This is a genomic window from Vallitalea longa (assembly GCF_027923465.1).
Classification (GTDB): domain Bacteria; phylum Bacillota; class Clostridia; order Lachnospirales; family Vallitaleaceae; genus Vallitalea; species Vallitalea longa.
Genome location: NZ_BRLB01000003.1, coordinates 30,350 through 48,563, shown reverse-complemented (window position 1 = coordinate 48,563; position 18,214 = coordinate 30,350). Strand labels below are relative to the sequence as shown.

General features: G+C 30.2%; 15 protein-coding genes. 5 read left to right on the top strand and 10 right to left on the bottom strand.

Annotated features, from left to right (window positions below):
• Nucleotides 1–353 precede the first annotated feature (353 nt).
• From QMG30_RS08145 to QMG30_RS08125, 5 genes are all read left to right on the top strand, one after another.
• Nucleotides 354–893: a helix-turn-helix domain-containing protein gene (locus tag QMG30_RS08145; RefSeq protein WP_281814361.1), complete on the top strand. Its 540-nt coding sequence runs from the start codon at nt 354–356 to the stop codon at nt 891–893.
• A 24-nt stretch (nt 894–917) separates the two neighbouring features.
• Nucleotides 918–1,961 (top strand): spermidine/putrescine ABC transporter ATP-binding protein, encoded by a 1,044-nt coding sequence (gene potA, locus QMG30_RS08140; protein ID WP_330680699.1) that lies wholly within the window; start codon nt 918–920, stop codon nt 1,959–1,961.
• 6 nt (nt 1,962–1,967) lie between these two features.
• A complete protein-coding gene (locus QMG30_RS08135; protein ID WP_281814357.1) occupies nt 1,968–2,792 on the top strand; it encodes an ABC transporter permease in 825 nt (274 codons plus the stop codon).
• Nucleotides 2,786–3,580, top strand: a complete 795-nt coding sequence (locus QMG30_RS08130; RefSeq protein ID WP_281814355.1) for an ABC transporter permease — start codon at nt 2,786–2,788, stop codon at nt 3,578–3,580. The genes QMG30_RS08135 and QMG30_RS08130 overlap by 7 nt, the downstream gene beginning before the upstream one ends.
• A 69-nt stretch (nt 3,581–3,649) precedes the next feature.
• The gene (locus tag QMG30_RS08125) at nt 3,650–4,690 is read left to right on the top strand and encodes an ABC transporter substrate-binding protein (protein ID WP_281814353.1); all 1,041 of its coding nucleotides are present in this window, start codon (nt 3,650–3,652) and stop codon (nt 4,688–4,690) included.
• A gap of 237 nt (nt 4,691–4,927) precedes the next feature.
• Here the strand turns inward: QMG30_RS08125 and queA are convergent, their stop codons facing one another.
• The 10 genes from queA to QMG30_RS08075 form a co-directional block, all read right to left on the bottom strand.
• Nucleotides 4,928–5,953 carry a tRNA preQ1(34) S-adenosylmethionine ribosyltransferase-isomerase QueA gene (gene queA, locus QMG30_RS08120; protein WP_281814351.1) on the bottom strand — a complete coding sequence of 342 codons (1,026 nt, stop codon included), beginning with the start codon at nt 5,951–5,953 and terminating at the stop codon, nt 4,928–4,930.
• A 189-nt stretch (nt 5,954–6,142) separates the two neighbouring features.
• Nucleotides 6,143–7,732 carry a SpoIID/LytB domain-containing protein gene (locus QMG30_RS08115; protein ID WP_281814349.1) on the bottom strand — a complete coding sequence of 530 codons (1,590 nt, stop codon included), beginning with the start codon at nt 7,730–7,732 and terminating at the stop codon, nt 6,143–6,145.
• Between the two features lie 136 nt (nt 7,733–7,868).
• On the bottom strand, nt 7,869–8,594 hold the full coding sequence (locus QMG30_RS08110) for an amino acid ABC transporter ATP-binding protein (protein WP_281814347.1): 726 nt from the start codon (nt 8,592–8,594) through the stop codon (nt 7,869–7,871).
• Complete coding sequence (locus QMG30_RS08105) at nt 8,581–9,309, bottom strand: amino acid ABC transporter permease (protein WP_281814345.1); 729 nt, start codon at nt 9,307–9,309, stop codon at nt 8,581–8,583. The genes QMG30_RS08110 and QMG30_RS08105 overlap by 14 nt, the downstream gene beginning before the upstream one ends.
• A 380-nt stretch (nt 9,310–9,689) precedes the next feature.
• Nucleotides 9,690–10,553, bottom strand: a complete 864-nt coding sequence (locus QMG30_RS08100) for a basic amino acid ABC transporter substrate-binding protein (RefSeq protein ID WP_281814342.1) — start codon at nt 10,551–10,553, stop codon at nt 9,690–9,692.
• A 321-nt stretch (nt 10,554–10,874) separates the two neighbouring features.
• Nucleotides 10,875–13,265, bottom strand: a complete 2,391-nt coding sequence (pheT, locus tag QMG30_RS08095; protein ID WP_281814339.1) for a phenylalanine--tRNA ligase subunit beta — start codon at nt 13,263–13,265, stop codon at nt 10,875–10,877.
• Between the two features lie 140 nt (nt 13,266–13,405).
• A complete protein-coding gene (gene pheS, locus QMG30_RS08090) occupies nt 13,406–14,425 on the bottom strand; it encodes a phenylalanine--tRNA ligase subunit alpha (protein ID WP_281814337.1) in 1,020 nt (339 codons plus the stop codon).
• 501 nt (nt 14,426–14,926) lie between these two features.
• Nucleotides 14,927–15,958, bottom strand: a complete 1,032-nt coding sequence (locus QMG30_RS08085) for a sensor histidine kinase (RefSeq protein ID WP_281814335.1) — start codon at nt 15,956–15,958, stop codon at nt 14,927–14,929.
• A complete protein-coding gene (locus QMG30_RS08080; protein ID WP_281814333.1) occupies nt 15,955–16,629 on the bottom strand; it encodes a response regulator transcription factor in 675 nt (224 codons plus the stop codon). Before QMG30_RS08080 ends, QMG30_RS08085 begins: the two co-directional genes overlap by 4 nt.
• A gap of 151 nt (nt 16,630–16,780) precedes the next feature.
• Nucleotides 16,781–17,902: a KamA family radical SAM protein gene (locus tag QMG30_RS08075; protein WP_281814331.1), complete on the bottom strand. Its 1,122-nt coding sequence runs from the start codon at nt 17,900–17,902 to the stop codon at nt 16,781–16,783.
• Nucleotides 17,903–18,214: the final 312 nt, after the last annotated feature.

Here is an 18,214-nt window from a genome sequence, read left to right as displayed (position 1 = left end):
TTAGCCTTTTCTCTTACTTTCTTATTAACTTAACACATTTATTATTATTAGTCTATATTATTTACTAAATTATTTTTTAAATTAACAGTTTATTAACAATTTTTCCATATAATATTGTATAAATTTTCCGTAAAATTTTTTCTAATACAGCAACAAAATAATAAATTATATAAGCTAAGTTAATTTCAGCAAAAATGTTTAATAAAAATTTGTTTTTCGATAAAAATCTTTTTAAATTAAATATATTTAAAATTCTATTGACATATCTATAATAATATATATAATTATTTTTGTGATTAAGTTTAGTAATACTAAATTATAAGTTTAGTTATAATAAAAGAACAGGAGATATTATGAAAATTGGAAATAAGATAAAAAGTTTAAGAGTAATGCATGCACTAACTCAAGAAGAACTTGCTGACAGAGCAGAATTATCCAAAGGCTTTATTTCGCAAGTTGAAAGAGATCTAACATCTCCTTCTATAGCTACACTTGTTGACATTCTTCAATGTCTTGGTACTAATTTGAAAGATTTTTTTAATGATATGGAAGACGAAAAGATAACCTTCAAGAAAGAAGACTATTTTGAAAAAATAGATACTGAATTAAATAATGAAATAAAATGGATTATACCTAATGCCCAAAAAAATACAATGGAACCAATTTATTTAACACTTGCACCAAAAGGTTCTACACTACCTGATAATCCACATGAAGGCGAAGAATTTGGTTATGTTCTAAAAGGTAGCATTAATATTTATATTGGCAGCAATGTATACAAAGTCAAAAAAGGTGAATCCTTTTATTTTGCAGCAAGCAAAAAACATTATATTGTCAATTCAACTAATCATTCAGCAGAACTTATATGGGTAAGTTCTCCACCGAGTTTCTAAATAATAAAAAAGGAGTTAATGTATATGAGTACAATTATTGACTTATTAAATATATCAAAATCTTATGGTGATAATATTGTTCTTGATAATATTAATATATCACTTAGGAAAAATGAATTTCTTACTTTATTAGGTCCTAGTGGATGTGGTAAAACTACGACACTTCGTATTATTGGTGGATTTGAAAATCCTGATGTTGGAAAAGTTGTTTTTGAGGGAAAAGATATAACTCATATACCTCCCTATAAAAGAAATCTTAATACCGTTTTTCAGAAATATGCCCTTTTTTCACATCTGAATGTGTTTGATAATATTGCATTCGGATTAAAGATCAAGAAAATGTCAAAAAAAGAAATTACAGTGAAAGTGAATTCCGTTCTTGAACTAATTAATTTGAAAGGCTTTGAAAACAGATCAATAGATTCGTTAAGTGGCGGTCAACAGCAAAGAATAGCTATTGCTAGAGCTTTAGCTAATGAACCAAATGTCTTACTTTTGGATGAACCATTAGGAGCTCTTGACCTGAAACTTAGAAAAGATATGCAGTACGAATTGAAAAGAATACAGCAAGAATTAGGCATAACGTTCATCTATGTCACTCATGACCAAGAAGAAGCATTGACTATGTCTGATACTGTTGTAGTTATGAATAATGGACTAGTCCAACAAGTAGGTACTCCGGAAAATATCTATAACGAACCTGCCAATGCCTTTGTAGCTGATTTTATAGGTGAAAGTAATCTCATCGACGGAATCATGTTAGAAGACTGCTTAGTTAAATTTCTTGATAAGAATATACCTTGTGTAGATAAAGGTTTCGCAACCCATGAGCCTGTTGATGTAGTCATAAGACCTGAAGATGTTGAAATAGCAGAAATTGATACTGGTTTATTTAATGGTGTAGTAACTTCTTCTATATTCAAAGGTGTTCACTATGAAATGAATATCCAATCACGAGGATACAACTGGACTGTACATAATACTAAGACATATGAAATAGGAAGCAAAGTAGGTATTAACGTCATACCATTCAATATTCATATAATGAAAAAATTAGTGGAGGGATAAGTTAATATGAAAAAGAGTTATATATCCACCCCTTATCTTATATGGATAGTTTTATTTACTATTATTCCACTTAGCATGATTTTGTATTATGGAATAACTATCAATACTGATAACGGGATAGTTCTATCATTTGATAACATTGCCAAAGTATTTCAACCCTTATATCTGAAAGCAATGTGGCGCTCTATAAGGCTAGCAGGCATTAGCACTATAATATGTTTACTTCTTGCATATCCTTTAGCGCTTATACTTTCAAGAAAATCGACTAAAAAGAGTACTATGATATTTATTTTCATTTTACCTATGTGGATGAATTTTTTATTACGAACATATGCTTGGTTAACCATATTGGAAACTAATAATGGACTTCTTAATTCAGCATTAAGATTTATAGGTTTGCCAACCCTTAATATTATTAATACACCTTATGCTGTAGTTTTAGGAATGGTATACAATTTCCTACCCTTTATGGTTTTACCAATATACAACACACTTATCAAAATAGATAAGTCATTATTAGAAGCAGCTTCAGACCTTGGAGCTAATTCTAAAACCGCATTTGCAAAAGTAACCTTACCCCTTAGTATACCAGGTGTAATGAGTGGCATATCAATGGTATTTATGCCAGCTGTTACATCATTTGTTATCCCTAACCTCTTAGGCGGTGGCAAAGTACATCTTATAGGGAACATAATTGAAGATCAATTCATAATGAACTATGATTGGCGATTTGGCTCTTCATTATCGCTGATTCTTATGATTATAATATTGATTACTATGACAATACTATCTAGATTCGATAACGATGAGAAAGAGGTGCATTTATGGTAAGAAAATCAATAGAAAAAATATATATGGTAATGATTTTTACTTTTCTATATGCACCTATCGTGACTCTAATAATATTCTCATTCAACAAGAATAAGTCTCGCGCAAAATGGGGAGGCTTCTCACTTAAATGGTATGAAAGTATGTTAAGTGATCCTTCCATCGCAAAAGCATTGTATTACACTCTAATAGTGGCTTTGCTATCAGCTATTATAGCTACTATAGTTGGAACAATTGCTGCAATCGGTATTAGCAACATGCGAGGATTCTATAAAAAAACTGTAATGAACCTTACTTATCTACCTGTTTTGAACCCTGACATTGTAACAGGTATAGCTTTGATGTTATTATTCATTTTCATTAATCTGAAACTAGGATTTACATCCTTATTACTGGCTCATATTACTTTTAATATACCATATGTTATATTATGTGTTCTACCAAAGTTAAAACAGCTTAATAAATATACATATGAAGCTGCTCTTGACCTTGGAGCAACCAAAAGCTATGCATTAACGAAAGTAATACTACCTGAAATAATGCCAGGTGTGATAACAGGTTTTTTATTAGCTTTCACTTTATCTCTAGACGATTTTGTTATAAGTTATTTTACGACAGGTAATGGAATATCCAATTTGTCCATAACCATCTATACAATGACTAAACGTGGTGTAAAACCAGAAATTAATGCTCTATCAACTGTTATGTTTGTTACCGTATTGATCTTACTGATAATCATTAACAAACGAATAAAAACAGACAAAGAAGCTCAGCCACATAAAAGAATTTAAATAAAAATTGCTATTAAGTATTGAATTTCAAAATAATTTTGTAGAAAATATATTAGGAGGCTATTGTTCATGAAAAGAATGTTCTGCTTATTGTTAACTCTTGTAATCGCATCATCTTTATTTGCTGGTTGTAAAAAAGATGATACCGTTACCCTTAACATATACAATTGGGGAGATTATATCGACGAAGATGTATTAAATACATTTACTGAAGAAACAGGAATAAAAATTAATTATGATAAATTTGATTCTAATGAAATTATGTATGCTAAACTGAAATCAGGCGCACAGAATTATGACGTTCTATTTCCATCTGATTACATGATTGAAAAACTCATAAAAGAAGATATGTTGCTGAAAATTGATTTTAATAATGTACCTAATTATAGATATATTGAAGATAATTTCAAAGATTTGGCATATGACCCTAATAATGAATATTCCATTCCATACATGTGGGGAACTCTAGGTATATTGTACAATAAAGATTTTGTCAAAGAACCTGTTGACAGCTGGGATATCCTTTTTGATGAAAAATACGCTAAAAACATTGTTATGCAAGATAGTGTTCGTGATACTTTTGCAGTTGCATTGAAAAAATTAAAATACTCTCTTAATTGCATAGAAGAAAATAAGTTAGAAGAAGCTAAACAGTTACTCATCAACCAAAAGCCATTGGTCTCTGGTTATGTTAATGACCAAGTAAAAGATAAAATGGTTGGAAATGAAGCTTATTTGGCAGTAGTATATTCTGGTGATGCTATCTTCACTAAAGATCTTAATTCTTCATTAGAATATGTTGTTCCTAAGGAAGGTAGTAACCTCTGGTTTGATGGGGTATGCATACCTAATACTTCAAAACACAAAAAAGAAGCAGAAATGTTTATTAATTTTCTCAATAGAACTGATATTGCACTAGCTAATGTTAATTTTATTGGTTTTTCTACTCCACATACAGGTGTCAAAGAACAATTACCTAATGAAGTAATTAATGATAAAGCTGCTTATCCTTTGGATGAGATTCTAGAAAGATGTGAAGTTTTTATTGATCTAGGACCAGAGATGACCAAAATATATAATAACAAGTGGACTGAAATCAAATCAGAATAAATTATAATCTTTTTTTACCTTTATTTATCTAGTTCAGCAAAGGTTAGGAAATCAAATAAATTTTATATCAATCAATTTAAACGGAATAACAAAAATAACCGTATACTAAGATAATAACTTTTACAGCTTGTCATATCTTTTAAATAAGATAATCAACAAATGTAAAAATAATACTTATCAATGTATACGGTTAACATATCTCTTTTATTATATTTCTATACTTCAACTTAGCTAATTTTATTTTATAAGCATAGCATCTCCAAAACTAAAGAATCTATATTTTTCCTCCACAGCTATTTTATAAGCATTCAATACATTTTCTCTACCTGCAAGAGCAGAAACCAACATAATAAGTGTTGATTCAGGAAGATGGAAATTAGTAATGAGTGTATCTACAACTTTAAATTTGTAACCTGGATATATGAATATATCCGTCCACCCTTTAGATTCTTTAACATGACCATCATTATCGCCTACAGACTCTAAAGTTCGGCTACTAGTTGTTCCAACCGCTATAACTCGTCCACCGTTTTTCTTGGTTTCATTAATTTTATCTGCTTCATCTTGTTCTATCCAGTAATATTCTGAATGCATTGTATGATCTAGAATGTCGTCTACTTTGACTGGTCTGAAAGTTCCAAGTCCAACGTGTAAAGTCACATAAGCTATTTTTACTCCTTTTTCTTCAACTGCTTTCAACAAATCTGGAGTAAAATGCAGACCTGCTGTAGGTGCTGCGGCAGAACCTCTATGTTTTGCATAAACTGTTTGATATCTTTCTTTATCTTCTAATTGGTGAGTTATATATGGTGGAAGAGGCATCTGTCCAAGTTCATCAAGTACTTGCTCAAATATTCCTTCGTATTCAAATCTAGCGATTCTATTTCCACCTTCAACCACTTTAAGTACTTCTGCTTTCAATAATCCATTACCAAATTCAATTCTATCACCTGGTTTAGCTTTTCGTCCAGGTTTTACCATTACTTCCCAATTATCCCCTTCTAATCTCTTTAATAGTAAAAATTCAACCTTCCCGTGAGTTTCTTCTCTACTACCAATTAGCCTAGCTGGAATAACTTTTGTATTGTTCAATACTAAACAATCACCTTTATTCAAATAACCCAATATATCTTTAAAAATCTTGTGTTCTATTTTCCCTGTTTCTTTATCAAGAACTAGTAATCTGGAACTTGATCTATCTTTTAGAGGATCTTGTGCAATCAGTTCCTGTGGTAGCTCAAAATCAAAATCTTTACGTTTCATTTATGTCTCCTGTTCCTTATATTTTCCTTTAATATAATATATAAATATATTTCGTGCTCTATCAATTTTCTAGAACTTCATGTAATACATACTAACATAATATATAAATCTTTGTCTATAAAAATTATCTATTATTAATATACCCTAGATTTAATTCCGTTATATAAGCTATTGGTCATAAACATATTTTTATTTGATTTTTACGCCAGTATAATAGTATTCTAGAATTTCATCATATGTAAACCCCTGTTCTGCCATAGTCTTAGCTCCTGACTGACTCATTCCAACCCCATGACCGTATCCTTGCCCCACAAAAGTATATGTATCTTTCTTACCTTCTATAAGCGGTATATTATCAATATTATATTTACTTAGTATAATTAATTGATCATCATCAATCTTCAATTTTCCCTTACTATAAGGACCAGTTACAACAAACATGTCATCTATATTTTGAACTTTTTCATAAGAACCTGCTGACATTACATTGAACATCTTTCTAGGTTGATAATCCTCTTTAACTACAGTGAATTTTCTACTCTTCAACCCTAGCCAAGACCTTATGGTCTCTTTTTTTATTACATGTTCTCCCGTAGTTCCTATAATCTCCAGATTAGTAACACGTTTACTTTCAGTATAATCCATAGGAATAATATCAGTAATATCTCCAATATCAATATCATATTTTGCCAATATGTCTTTTATTTCAACAGAAGTTATTTCTTTAGTCCAAGGTTCAGCAGCCGGTTCTAGTTCATATATATCTGGAACTCCCTTAAGAAAAGGCACTGACCCATTCCATACATTTTCACTATTCTCTGTATGACCACCACTTGTTGAAAAAAAAGTTGCTTGGATAACTTCACCTTGATAAGTTATCAGTTTATCATCAGTTTCATTTACTGCTTTATTCGTTCTTTCATTTTCAACAGAGTAACCTTTGTATGCTTGAGATGAAGTCGTATCACACAAGATATAAGGCTTATCTCTATATTTACTATTGTTGTTCTTATAGTAGACAGCATAATTTCTTGCAGCGACAGCTTGTGCTTTCAGAGCTTCCATTGGCCAAGTATATGGTATTTCAGAAGGTAAAACTCCATACAAATATTCATCAAGATTAATGATATTAATAGCCGTTATGCCTTCTTCATCATACCTTCCGAACTCCATTCTCCCTCTATACTGTCTTTGTCCTAAATCAATGGCACTAACCTCGTTATCCTCATCCATTGATAAGAATTGTACGTGTTCATAAGTATTTTCCATAACAATAATATCATTTGAGAATTCCATTATGGTTCGGAAGCCATTATCATTAACGATTTCAAAAGCTACATTCTTATCTAGATTCAATTTATATAGTATTTCACTAGTTTCTTTTTTATTTTTTATTGGAATATATATTTTCCAAACACCAACAGATGCATATCCCGGAAAAACATCATAATCTTGTTTCATTAATATATGTGCTTGTTTCTGGACATCCTCATAAGTTTCATAACTATCTAAAGATATTAAATAGTTATTCGAAGCAGGCATAAAAGTAAAACCATTGTCAGACATAAAAACTTGTTCTGACTTATATTCATCATCTATTTTATAACCCATATTCAGTATTTTATTATTGACATGAATTGATTCTTTATGTTCATAACATTGCCTTAGACCGATTCTTAATTCTTGATCAGAATCTCCTTTTGCATATATACTATCTGAAGTACATGATAATGTTATAGTTATAATTATTATATTAAGCCATAAAAATACTTTTTTCATATAATCCCCCTAAATGGTTAATATTAATTCAAACAAGACGCAAAAAAGCACCTTATTATATTATAAGGTGCTTCCATACAAAAATCTACATTTATTTTCATTTATAGTAAAAATTATCCATTTTAATCTAATTATTTTACTTAAGAACTTTACTAAAAAATTCTTTGGTCCTTATTTTTTTTGGACTCTTAAATATTTCATTTGGGTCCCCTTCTTCAGCAATGACACCTTCATCCATAAAAAATAATCTAGTACCTACTTCTTTTGCAAATCCCATTTCATGAGTGACCACTACCATTGTCATACCTTCTGAAGCAAGTTGTTTCATAACATCCAAAACTTCTCCAACCATCTCAGGATCAAGTGCTGATGTAGGTTCATCAAATAGCATTACATCAGGTTCCATAGCCAATGCTCTTACAATAGCGATTCTCTGCTTCTGTCCTCCTGATAGTTGTTTTGGATAAGCTTTTGCCTTATCTTCTAATCCAACACGAGTAAGAAGTGATAATGCTTTTTTTTCAGCAACATCTTTTGCCACTTTCTTCACTTTTATAGGTGAAAGAGTTATATTATCAAGAACTGTCATATGAGGAAAGAGATTAAACTGTTGAAATACCATTCCCATTTTCTGTCTCTGAACATTAATGTTATTTTTTTTACTAGTTATATCTACGCCTTCAAATATTATATTACCTTTTGTAGGCATTTCCAATAAATTGAGACATCTAAGGAATGTACTCTTGCCAGAACCGCTAGGTCCTATTACGACTACTACTTCTCCTTTTTTTATATGTGTATTGATACCTTTCAGAACATGCAAATTACCAAAATTCTTATGCAAATCATTAACGCGTATCACCAGCTCTCAACCTCCTCTCGATTTTTCTCATTATGAATGTAAATATTGATGTCAATATCAAATATATTACTGCAGATGTCATCAATGGTTCGACAGCTGAATATGTCTGTCCTATTATTATATTATTAGCCTTCAATATATCATTACCAGCTATATATCCTATGACAGACGTTTCTTTTAGAAGCACAATGAATTCATTAACTAATGTTGGTAAAATATTTCTTATTGCCTGGGGAATAATTATGTTTTTCATTGCCATTCCATAGGGCATACCAAGCGATCTAGCTGCTTCCATTTGTCCTTTGTCCAAACCTTGTATACCAGCTCTTATTATCTCAGAAACATACGCACCACTATTAATACCAAATGCTATAGCACCAATCACAAGCTTTGGTAAACCACTTGAAGCAAATACTACCATATAAATAAACAATATCTGAATAAGTACAGGAGTACCTCTGATTAAATCAATATATAAACCTGCAAAGAATCTTATGAATTTTCTTTTTGACAACTTACACATGGCGATAAATATACCTATAGCAATTCCTATAATTGCTGCTAAAAGAGTAAGTTGTAAAGAAAACTTTATACCTTGTAACCAATACATATATCTCGGATAACTTCCTGGTCCATTCTCTGGTCCAAAAACCAATTGGAAGAAGTGATTGAAGTATTCAGTTATCTCTGATATATTAATCATTAAAAAATTCACATAATCACCTATATTCATAATTTAGTTAGAACAAAACTTTCCTTTTTATAAAAAATTGCAAAATCAAACTATAATTTTCTTAATTACTTAACGTAAATAATAACCCTTATTATCTAAGAATAATACTAATTTTCATTAATGAATTCATATATCATCAAGTATAACTTTGCAATTTTCTACTTTCCTATAAGGAAATAAAAGTGTGCCTAGACACACATTATTAAGGAGTTAGGAAAGCAGATGGGAAGTCCGCTTTCCTATTTGGGTAAGTAGTATTAACTACTAAACTCATACTCTCAAAATATATTGAAAGTAAGGTTGAAAGGATATAATTGTTATAATAAAGAAAGATAGTTTTCTTTATTTAACTCGCATGATAATTATTCTGCTTCTGTTGAATCTACTTCTTCTTCGCCGAAGTATTTATTATATAAAACGTCATATTCTCCATTTTCATGTAATTCTTTAAATACTTCATTTATAGTATTCAATAATTCTTCATTATCTTTATTGACTGCAATAGCATAAGATTCTGTTGTCAATTCTTCTTCCAGAATCATGATTTTATCATTATTAGCAACAAATCTCTCTGCTGGTTTTTGATCGATTACAACAGCATCAATATTTCCATTAGTCAAATTCATCACAGCAGCATAACCCGCATCATATGATTCAACTGTAGCATCTTCTATTTTTCTAGATTCCTCTTCACCAGTAGTTCCAGCTTGCACACCAATCTTTTTACCAACTAAATCTTCTTTTGACTTAATGGTATCATTATCTTTTTTCACAATGATTACTTGAGTCGTAGTGAAATAATTATCAGAGAAATTAACCTCTTTTGCTTTTTCTTCAGTATAAGTCATACCTGCTGCAACAAAATCTACTTTTTTTGTTTGTAGTGCTGCAACTAATGAACTGAATTGCATATTTTCAACTTTTAATTCCATACCAAGTTTTTCTGCAATTTTTTTTGATATATCAATATCAAATCCTACATACTCTCCACCTTCAACACTTTCAAATGGTGGGAATTCAGCGTTAGTACCCATAACAATAACATCTTTTGTTTCTGTATTATCCGCCTTATCTGTTGTATCTGTGTCACCTGTATTTTCTGTTTCTTTTTGAACTCCTTCATTATCTGCTGTTGTATTTGTATCTTTCTTACCGCACCCAGCAAATAATGTCATAGATAGTGCTAATATTAATAATAAACTAATGCTTATAATTTTCTTTTTCATTGTATGTCCACCCTTTCAAATTACATTTTATCTTTAATATTCATTATTTATACAACTTCTTGTATATTTATTAAAAACTTAGCATAATTATACATTATTATGATTAATAATACAAGGGTAAAATTAAATATATATACAAAAAAAAACATAGGTATTATGGTAATATTGTACAAAACATTTGGATTAAGATACTAATGCACCTTAAAAAGATAAAATTTATATTATTGAATATTTTTAGAATTTTTGAATATATATCCATTTATCATTCAATATAAATACATAGAGCATCCAAATCAATTTATTGAATGCTCTATTATCATTCTACTGTCTTAATTTAACATCTAACATGTTTTCAAGACCGTTAAGAATTTTATTCATTGTTTTACTTATTTCTTTTTCTTTTAAAGTATGGTCATTAGCTCTAAAAGTAAGTGAGAATGCTAATGATTTATATCCTTCTTCTATTTGAGAACCAGTATAAACATCAAACAGCTTAATGTCTTTTAATATTTTACCTCCACGTTGTTTGATTATAGCTTCTATCTGACCAACTAGAACTTCTGTTTTAGCAAGAAGAGCTAAATCTCTATTGACTGCTGGATATTTAGCTAATGGTTCAAATGAACGATCTAGACTAGATTTCTTAACTAATAAAGGCATATCGATTACAGCTAAATATGCTCTAGTGTCAATATTATAATTATCAGCTACATCAGGATGAACTTCTCCAATGATTCCTAGATCTTTAGTATTTATAGTAATTTTTGCTTGTCTTCCTGGATGTAGGTAACTTACAGATGCATCAGGGTTATATTCATAACCTTGATAAATTCCTAATCTATCTAAAAGTGTTTCAACTACACCTTTAATATGATAGAAATCAACATCTCCATACATACCAATTGTCAATTGCATTCTTTCATCAGGAAGTTCCTTAATATCAGCATCTTTTGGAAGATATACATATGATAATTCATATAGACTAGCTGATTCATTTCTTCTATTATAATTGCTTGCTAATGCTGTAAGCATTCCATTAACTGTAGTCGTACGCATAATACTGAAATCTTCTCCAAGAGGGTTAGAGATAGTTACAGTTTTTCTTAATGGATCATTTTTATCAAGTTTAATTTTATCAAATACTTTTGGACTTTCAAATGAATATGTCATAGCTTCATTTAAACCGCAGTCTTCCATAACAGACCTTGTAATATCTTCAATCTTTTGCTTATAACTTTTTTTACCCACAGTTGGAGTACCTGTTGCAAGAGTAACAGGTATATTATTATAACCATATATACGTGCAACTTCTTCAGCCAAATCAGCTTCTCTTTCAATATCTGGTCTAAATGTAGGTGCAACAACTACACCTTTTTCTGTATCAACTTTAAGATCTACTTTTTCAAAGAACTTAATCATTTCTTCATCTGATAAATCCGTTCCCAATAACTTGTTGATTCCTTCTTTTGTATAAGGAACTTCTTTTTCTGTTCTCTTTACAGGATAAACATCAACCATTCCAGATACAACTTCACCAGCATCTAACATATTAATCAACTGACATGCTCTATTGATTGCTTCATCAATATTATTTGGATCCAGATATTTTTCAAACTTAGCAGAAGAATCCGAACGAAGCCCTAATTTTCTAGATGTAAAACGAATATTAGTTCCTTCGAAATTAGCTGCTTCAAATAGTAATGTAGTAGTATCTTCAGTTACTTTAGTCTCTTCTCCACCCATAACACCAGCTATGGAAACTGCTCTATTCTCATCAGCTATAACAAGCATCGATGAATCTAGAGTTCTTTCTTCTCCATCTAGTGTCATAATCTTTTCATCATCTTTTGCACGTCTTGCGATAACTTTTTTACCTTGTAATTTATCTAAATCATAAGCATGCATAGGCTGACCAAATTCTAACATAACGAAATTAGTTATATCAACTATGTTATTGATAGGTCTAACCCCACATGATAATAGTCTTTTTCTCATCCATCGTGGAGATGGTCCTATTTTAAGGTTCTTAACAACTCTTCCAGCAAATCTAGCGCATAACTCTTTATCATCTATTTCAATCTTGACATAATCATCAGCATTGCCACCAACTTCTTCCACTTTGATCTCTGGATATTTGAAATCCTTTGAGAAAGTAGCAGCTGCCTCACGTGCGATACCTAAAATACTAAAGCAGTCAGGACGATTAGATGTAATCTCATATTCAACTACAATATCATCTAAGCCAAAGATGCTTTTTACATCCATACCTAAATCATATTCTTTATCGAAGATGTAGATACCATCTTCTGGTGCATCTGGAAAATCTTCTTTTGTCAAACCTAATTCTTCAACAGAACACATCATACCATTAGATTCAATTCCTCTTAATTTCCCTTTTTTAATCTTTATATCATTAGGTAATGTAGAACCATTAAGGGCTATAGGCACATAATCCCCTTCATTGATGTTATTGGCTCCAGTAACGATCTGTATAGTTTCTTCTCCTACATCAACTTGTGTCACAACTAATTTATCAGCATCAGGATGCTTTTCGATCTTTAATATCTTACCAACCACAACTTTGCTGATTTCTTTACCTAACTCTTCATATCCATCTACATTAGAACCTGACATTGTCATTCCGTCAGTAAAAGTATCTATATCACAATCAATTTCAACGTAGTCATTCAACCACTGCATAGGTACGTTCATTTATTACACCTTCCTTTTAAATATTCAAAAAATTATATTACCGATATATCTATAAAATTCATATATATTTTTATTAGTTTAACTAATACGTTTGTACATTAAATATAAACAAAACCAAACTATAAATTATATTAAGCTCACTAGAATTGAGATAAGAACCTTACATCGTTATCATAGAACAAACGAATATCATTAATTCCATATCTCAACATTGTTATACGTTCAAGTCCCATACCAAAAGCAAATCCACTATACTCTTTTGGATCTATACCTACCATTTCAAGTACTTTCGGATGAACCATACCACAACCTAGAATCTCTATCCAACCAGTATTTTTACAAACACGACATCCTTTTCCACCACACATTACACATGATACATCTACTTCCGCACTAGGTTCTGTAAATGGAAAATGATGAGGTCTGAATTTCACTTTAACTTTTTCACCATAAAGTTCTTTTGCAAATATTTCAAGTGCACCTTTTAGATCCGCCATAGTGATATTTTTATCAACCACCAAACCTTCTATTTGAGTAAATACAGGTGAATGTGAAGCATCAACTTCATCTGAACGATAAACTTTACCAGGAGCCAATATCCTGATAGGAGGTTTTTGATTTTCCATAACCCTTATCTGCACAGGAGATGTCTGAGTTCTAAGAACTATATCTTTATTAATATAGAATGTATCTTGTTCGTCCTTGGCAGGATGGTTTTCAGGTATGTTAAGGGCTTCAAAATTATAATAGTCCTTTTCAACTTCTGGTCCTTCAGCTATCTCATATCCCATTCCTATGAAAATATTTTTAATATCTTCAAGTACAATATTCATTGGATGTCTATGTCCCAAAACATTTTTCTTGGCTGGCATAGTAACATCAATGACCTCTTCTGTCAATTGCTTTTCTCTTTGTTTTTTACCTAAGTCAACTTTTGCTTCCTCTAACTTTTGCTCTATTATGTTTCTAACCTCATTAGCTAATTGTCCTATTACTGGTCTTTCATCCTTAGATAAATCTTTCATTCCTCTAAGAACACTAGTCAACTCACCTTTTTTACCTAAGATATTAACTCTAATATCGTTAATAACTTTTAGGTCTGTTGCTTCATCAATACTTTTTAAAGCTTCTTCTTTAATAGCCTGTAACTTATCTTTCATGCTATTTACTCCTTTCAACCTTATAATAAATAAATTCATATATCATTTATTGCGCAATAAAAAAACTCCATCCCCTTCCTACATACAAGGGACCGAGTCACAATTCGGCGGTACCACCCTAATTTCAATAGACTTACTCTAACAAATTACATATAATTAAGCCTAATTAGACACTCAACTAACTTAACGCGCTCAACGTTACCTCCTACTAATAAATAACTACTATCTACGTTCAGAAATACAGCTCAAGTGGGAAATTCACTAGTTACGAGAACTTAAAAATGCTTTCAGCCTATCGCATCTTCTCTCTATAAGTAACATAACCACCTACTTAACACTCTCATTGCCTTTCATATATACATATTAATAATTTACTTCCTATTTTATCATATAACCCACAACTGTCAAGGCTTTTCTTGAAATCCATCCACAATTATAAATTACAATATTAAATATCTGGTGCACCTGCCACCCCATCGCCAAAAATAATCACTTCTAATGTTATCTTAAAAAATAATCCCCTACCTTACTAACATGAATCCTAGCCAACGTATATTCCCCCGTCTTAGATTCAATAGTAATCTTATGCCCCAACTTCCTAGCTAATTTTCTTGCAAGATACAGCCCCATTCCAGTAGATTTCTCATAATATCTCCCATTAAACCCAGTGAATCCTCTTTCAAAAACTCTATTTATATCTTCAATCTTAATTCCAACTCCATTATCTCTTATTAATAATCTGTACTCTCTATCATCTTCATAACTGCTGATATCTATCTTCCCCGTATCCATATCCGTATATTTCAAAGCATTGGAAATCAACTGCTCCAATACGAATTCAAACCATTTCTTATCGGTAAAGATACTAATTTCTTTATCCATATTAACATTTAGTGAAACTCTCTTAACAATAAATGTCTTGGCAAATTTTTTCACACATTTATTAACGATATTATTGAGTTTATATTCTTGAATTAAATAATCCTTAGAAAAACTCATACTCCTTGAATAATAGAGCGTCTGTTCAACATATCTTTCAATCTTTTCAATCTCATTTTCAATATTGGCTAAAGTTTCCTTAGTATCTGCCTCATTATGATGACTTTCGATCAGTAGTCTACTTGCAGATATTGGAATCTTAACAGCGTGCACCCAAGATGTTATAAAATCATAATATTCATCATTATCCTTATTCAATTGTTGTTTTGAAGTATTAACTGTTCTATAAAATTCATTGAATAATTGATAATACTTCTTTTTTATATATGGCATAGTACCAGTTATGTCAAACTCCTCAAAATAATGATGTTTTATCTTATAATCAATCTTCTTATATATATCATTATATTTTCTATAATCATAAACCAGATACACAATGATAATGAATGCAGATAAAATATCCATGTAAAAAACATTATTGATATTCATGGGATTGTTTTCATCCAAAATAATAATCAAATTGATAATCAATAAATTACACATATATATAACTATAAGACCTACCCTGTCCCTTAAGAACCTTAACTTGCTCATTCTATAATATACCCCTGTCCTTTTTTTGTAACAATAAAATCATTAAGACCTTTTTTGTCCAATTTTTTCCTTAATCTATTGATATTTACTGTCAACGTATTATCATCAACAAAACTTTCATGTTCCCAGAGATTTCTCATTATTGTATCTCTTGAAACTATACTGTCTTTATTACTCATCAGTACATACAATATTCTGTACTCATTTTTTGTCAGGTCTATTCTATCATCATTATACATAAGTGTTCCATCATCAATATTAAGAACCGCACCTTTATGCTCAATAAGATTAGTTTCATTATAGGCATAAGAATAAGTTCTTCTTATGAGAGCACTAATCTTGGCAAGAAGTATTTCCATTGAAAAAGGTTTAGTCACATAATCATCAGCACCCATATTGATTGCCATTAGAACATCCATATTGGAGTCTTTTGATGATATAAATATGATTGGTACCTTTGATTCCTGCCTTATTTTTGAACACCAATAATACCCATCATATAATGGTAATACGATATCCAACAAAACTAAATCAGGTTTAAAATTCACATACTCAGAGAAAACATCAGAGAATTCTTTGGCCACCTTAGTTTCATAACCCCATTTAATTAGATTATTAGAGATAATATTTGCAATTGTAGTATCATCTTCAACTATAAAAACTTTAAACATAATTACATGTCCCTTCTATGCATTATAAAAAGATAACCTATAAAAAACAGATTATCTTTTTTAAATATATCATTAGTATTCATTTATTTCAACATATAACAAATAAATTAATTATTTTCTAATTATTCAACATTTCAACCCTCAAAAAAACTCAACCGATTTTTTTCAAATTGTCTTCTTCAATACATATATCATCGTCTAGCCAACCTTGCTTCTCCGAAACTTTTACACTAAAGACCGTTCCCATTCTTGAATCTATTGGAGATTGATGATATTTAAATAAAATCTTGTTGTTGAATTCTCCTAGAATCTCTATTTTACCAGTTTTATGAGACATAATGAATTTGAATCTTTTAGAATGGCCACTTAAGGATTTTTTAGCCTCTTCTACAATTTTGATACCTTTTGTTAAAGGAACTTGAAAACTATGCTTAACACCTTTAACCGGTCTACATTGGAATACATAATATGGATTAACGCCATATTTAACTAAATCATTCATTAATTTCGCCAGAACTTTAGGTTCATCATTAACTCCCTTTAATAATACAGTTTGATTATTAATGATAACTCCTGCTTTTTTAAGTTTATTGATTCCTTCTATTGATTTACTGGTTAGTTCTCTTGGATGGTTAAATTGAGTTACTACATATATCTGTTTTATTTTCGAATAATGTTCTAGAGCACTAATAAGTTCATCATCTTCTATAATTCTATCTGGTAGAACCACAGGAATTCGTGTTCCAAATCTTATAAAATCAATATGTTCAACTTTAGATAATATTTCCATAAAAACTTTTAATATCTTAGTAGGTAAGAAAAAAGCGTCTCCCCCTGTGATTAAAATATTGTTTATCTCTTTATGTTGCTTAATATAAGATACCGCATGTTCAAAATTGCTCAATATTTCTTTGTTACTGAGCCCCACCAATCTCTTTCTAAAACAATGCCTGCAATACATTGCACATGAATTAGTTGCTAATAATAACGCTGTAGTCTTATACTTATGCTGTAGTCCTTGCATTTTAGTATTTTCTGATTCACCACTAGTATCAAAATTTCCTTCTTCACTTTTTTCTCCAAAAGAAGGTATTTGCATTTTCTTTATTGGATCATTAGCATTCTCTCTATCTATCAATGATAAATAATACTTAGTAGTACAAAATGGATGTTTTTTGGTGATATCATCAAATAACATTTGTTCTTCTCTAGTCATAGGAATATATTCTTTCAATTCCTCCCCAGTCGTAATTAGATTTTTTTTCCAATCCATTCACATTCCTCCTTCAAAAAATATAATAATAGATATATGGTATAAGCCTATTAATAAAGGCAAATAAACTTTTTAATAAACCATGGTTAAATTTATTGTTTTATTACTAAAAAGAAATATTGTTTCAGAAAATAAGCATAATTATTGCGTATATTATAATTATGCATCTTATTTATTGTTCAATAAATAAACTTATAGATAAAAGTTTACAATTATGTTTATAATTAGGTCATATCTAGAAATAATTAATATATTTTTTTATAATTAATTATTGTTTTCTCAACTAAAATTAATCCAATATGAAAATAAGAA

What these genes read in the sequence shown, in the direction of transcription:
- QMG30_RS08145 (WP_281814361.1), top strand. Translation starts at nt 354, where the DNA reads ATGAAAATTGGAAATAAGATAAAAAGTTTAAGAGTAATGCATGCACTA.
- potA (WP_330680699.1), top strand. Translation starts at nt 918, where the DNA reads ATGAGTACAATTATTGACTTATTAAATATATCAAAATCTTATGGTGAT.
- QMG30_RS08135 (WP_281814357.1), top strand. Translation starts at nt 1,968, where the DNA reads ATGAAAAAGAGTTATATATCCACCCCTTATCTTATATGGATAGTTTTA.
- QMG30_RS08130 (WP_281814355.1), top strand. Translation starts at nt 2,786, where the DNA reads ATGGTAAGAAAATCAATAGAAAAAATATATATGGTAATGATTTTTACT.
- QMG30_RS08125 (WP_281814353.1), top strand. Translation starts at nt 3,650, where the DNA reads ATGAAAAGAATGTTCTGCTTATTGTTAACTCTTGTAATCGCATCATCT.
- queA (WP_281814351.1), bottom strand. Translation starts at nt 5,953, where the DNA reads ATGAAACGTAAAGATTTTGATTTTGAGCTACCACAGGAACTGATTGCA.
- QMG30_RS08115 (WP_281814349.1), bottom strand. Translation starts at nt 7,732, where the DNA reads ATGAAAAAAGTATTTTTATGGCTTAATATAATAATTATAACTATAACA.
- QMG30_RS08100 (WP_281814342.1), bottom strand. Translation starts at nt 10,553, where the DNA reads ATGAAAAAGAAAATTATAAGCATTAGTTTATTATTAATATTAGCACTA.
- pheT (WP_281814339.1), bottom strand. Translation starts at nt 13,265, where the DNA reads ATGAACGTACCTATGCAGTGGTTGAATGACTACGTTGAAATTGATTGT.
- pheS (WP_281814337.1), bottom strand. Translation starts at nt 14,425, where the DNA reads ATGAAAGATAAGTTACAGGCTATTAAAGAAGAAGCTTTAAAAAGTATT.
- QMG30_RS08085 (WP_281814335.1), bottom strand. Translation starts at nt 15,958, where the DNA reads ATGAGCAAGTTAAGGTTCTTAAGGGACAGGGTAGGTCTTATAGTTATA.
- QMG30_RS08080 (WP_281814333.1), bottom strand. Translation starts at nt 16,629, where the DNA reads ATGTTTAAAGTTTTTATAGTTGAAGATGATACTACAATTGCAAATATT.
- QMG30_RS08075 (WP_281814331.1), bottom strand. Translation starts at nt 17,902, where the DNA reads ATGGATTGGAAAAAAAATCTAATTACGACTGGGGAGGAATTGAAAGAA.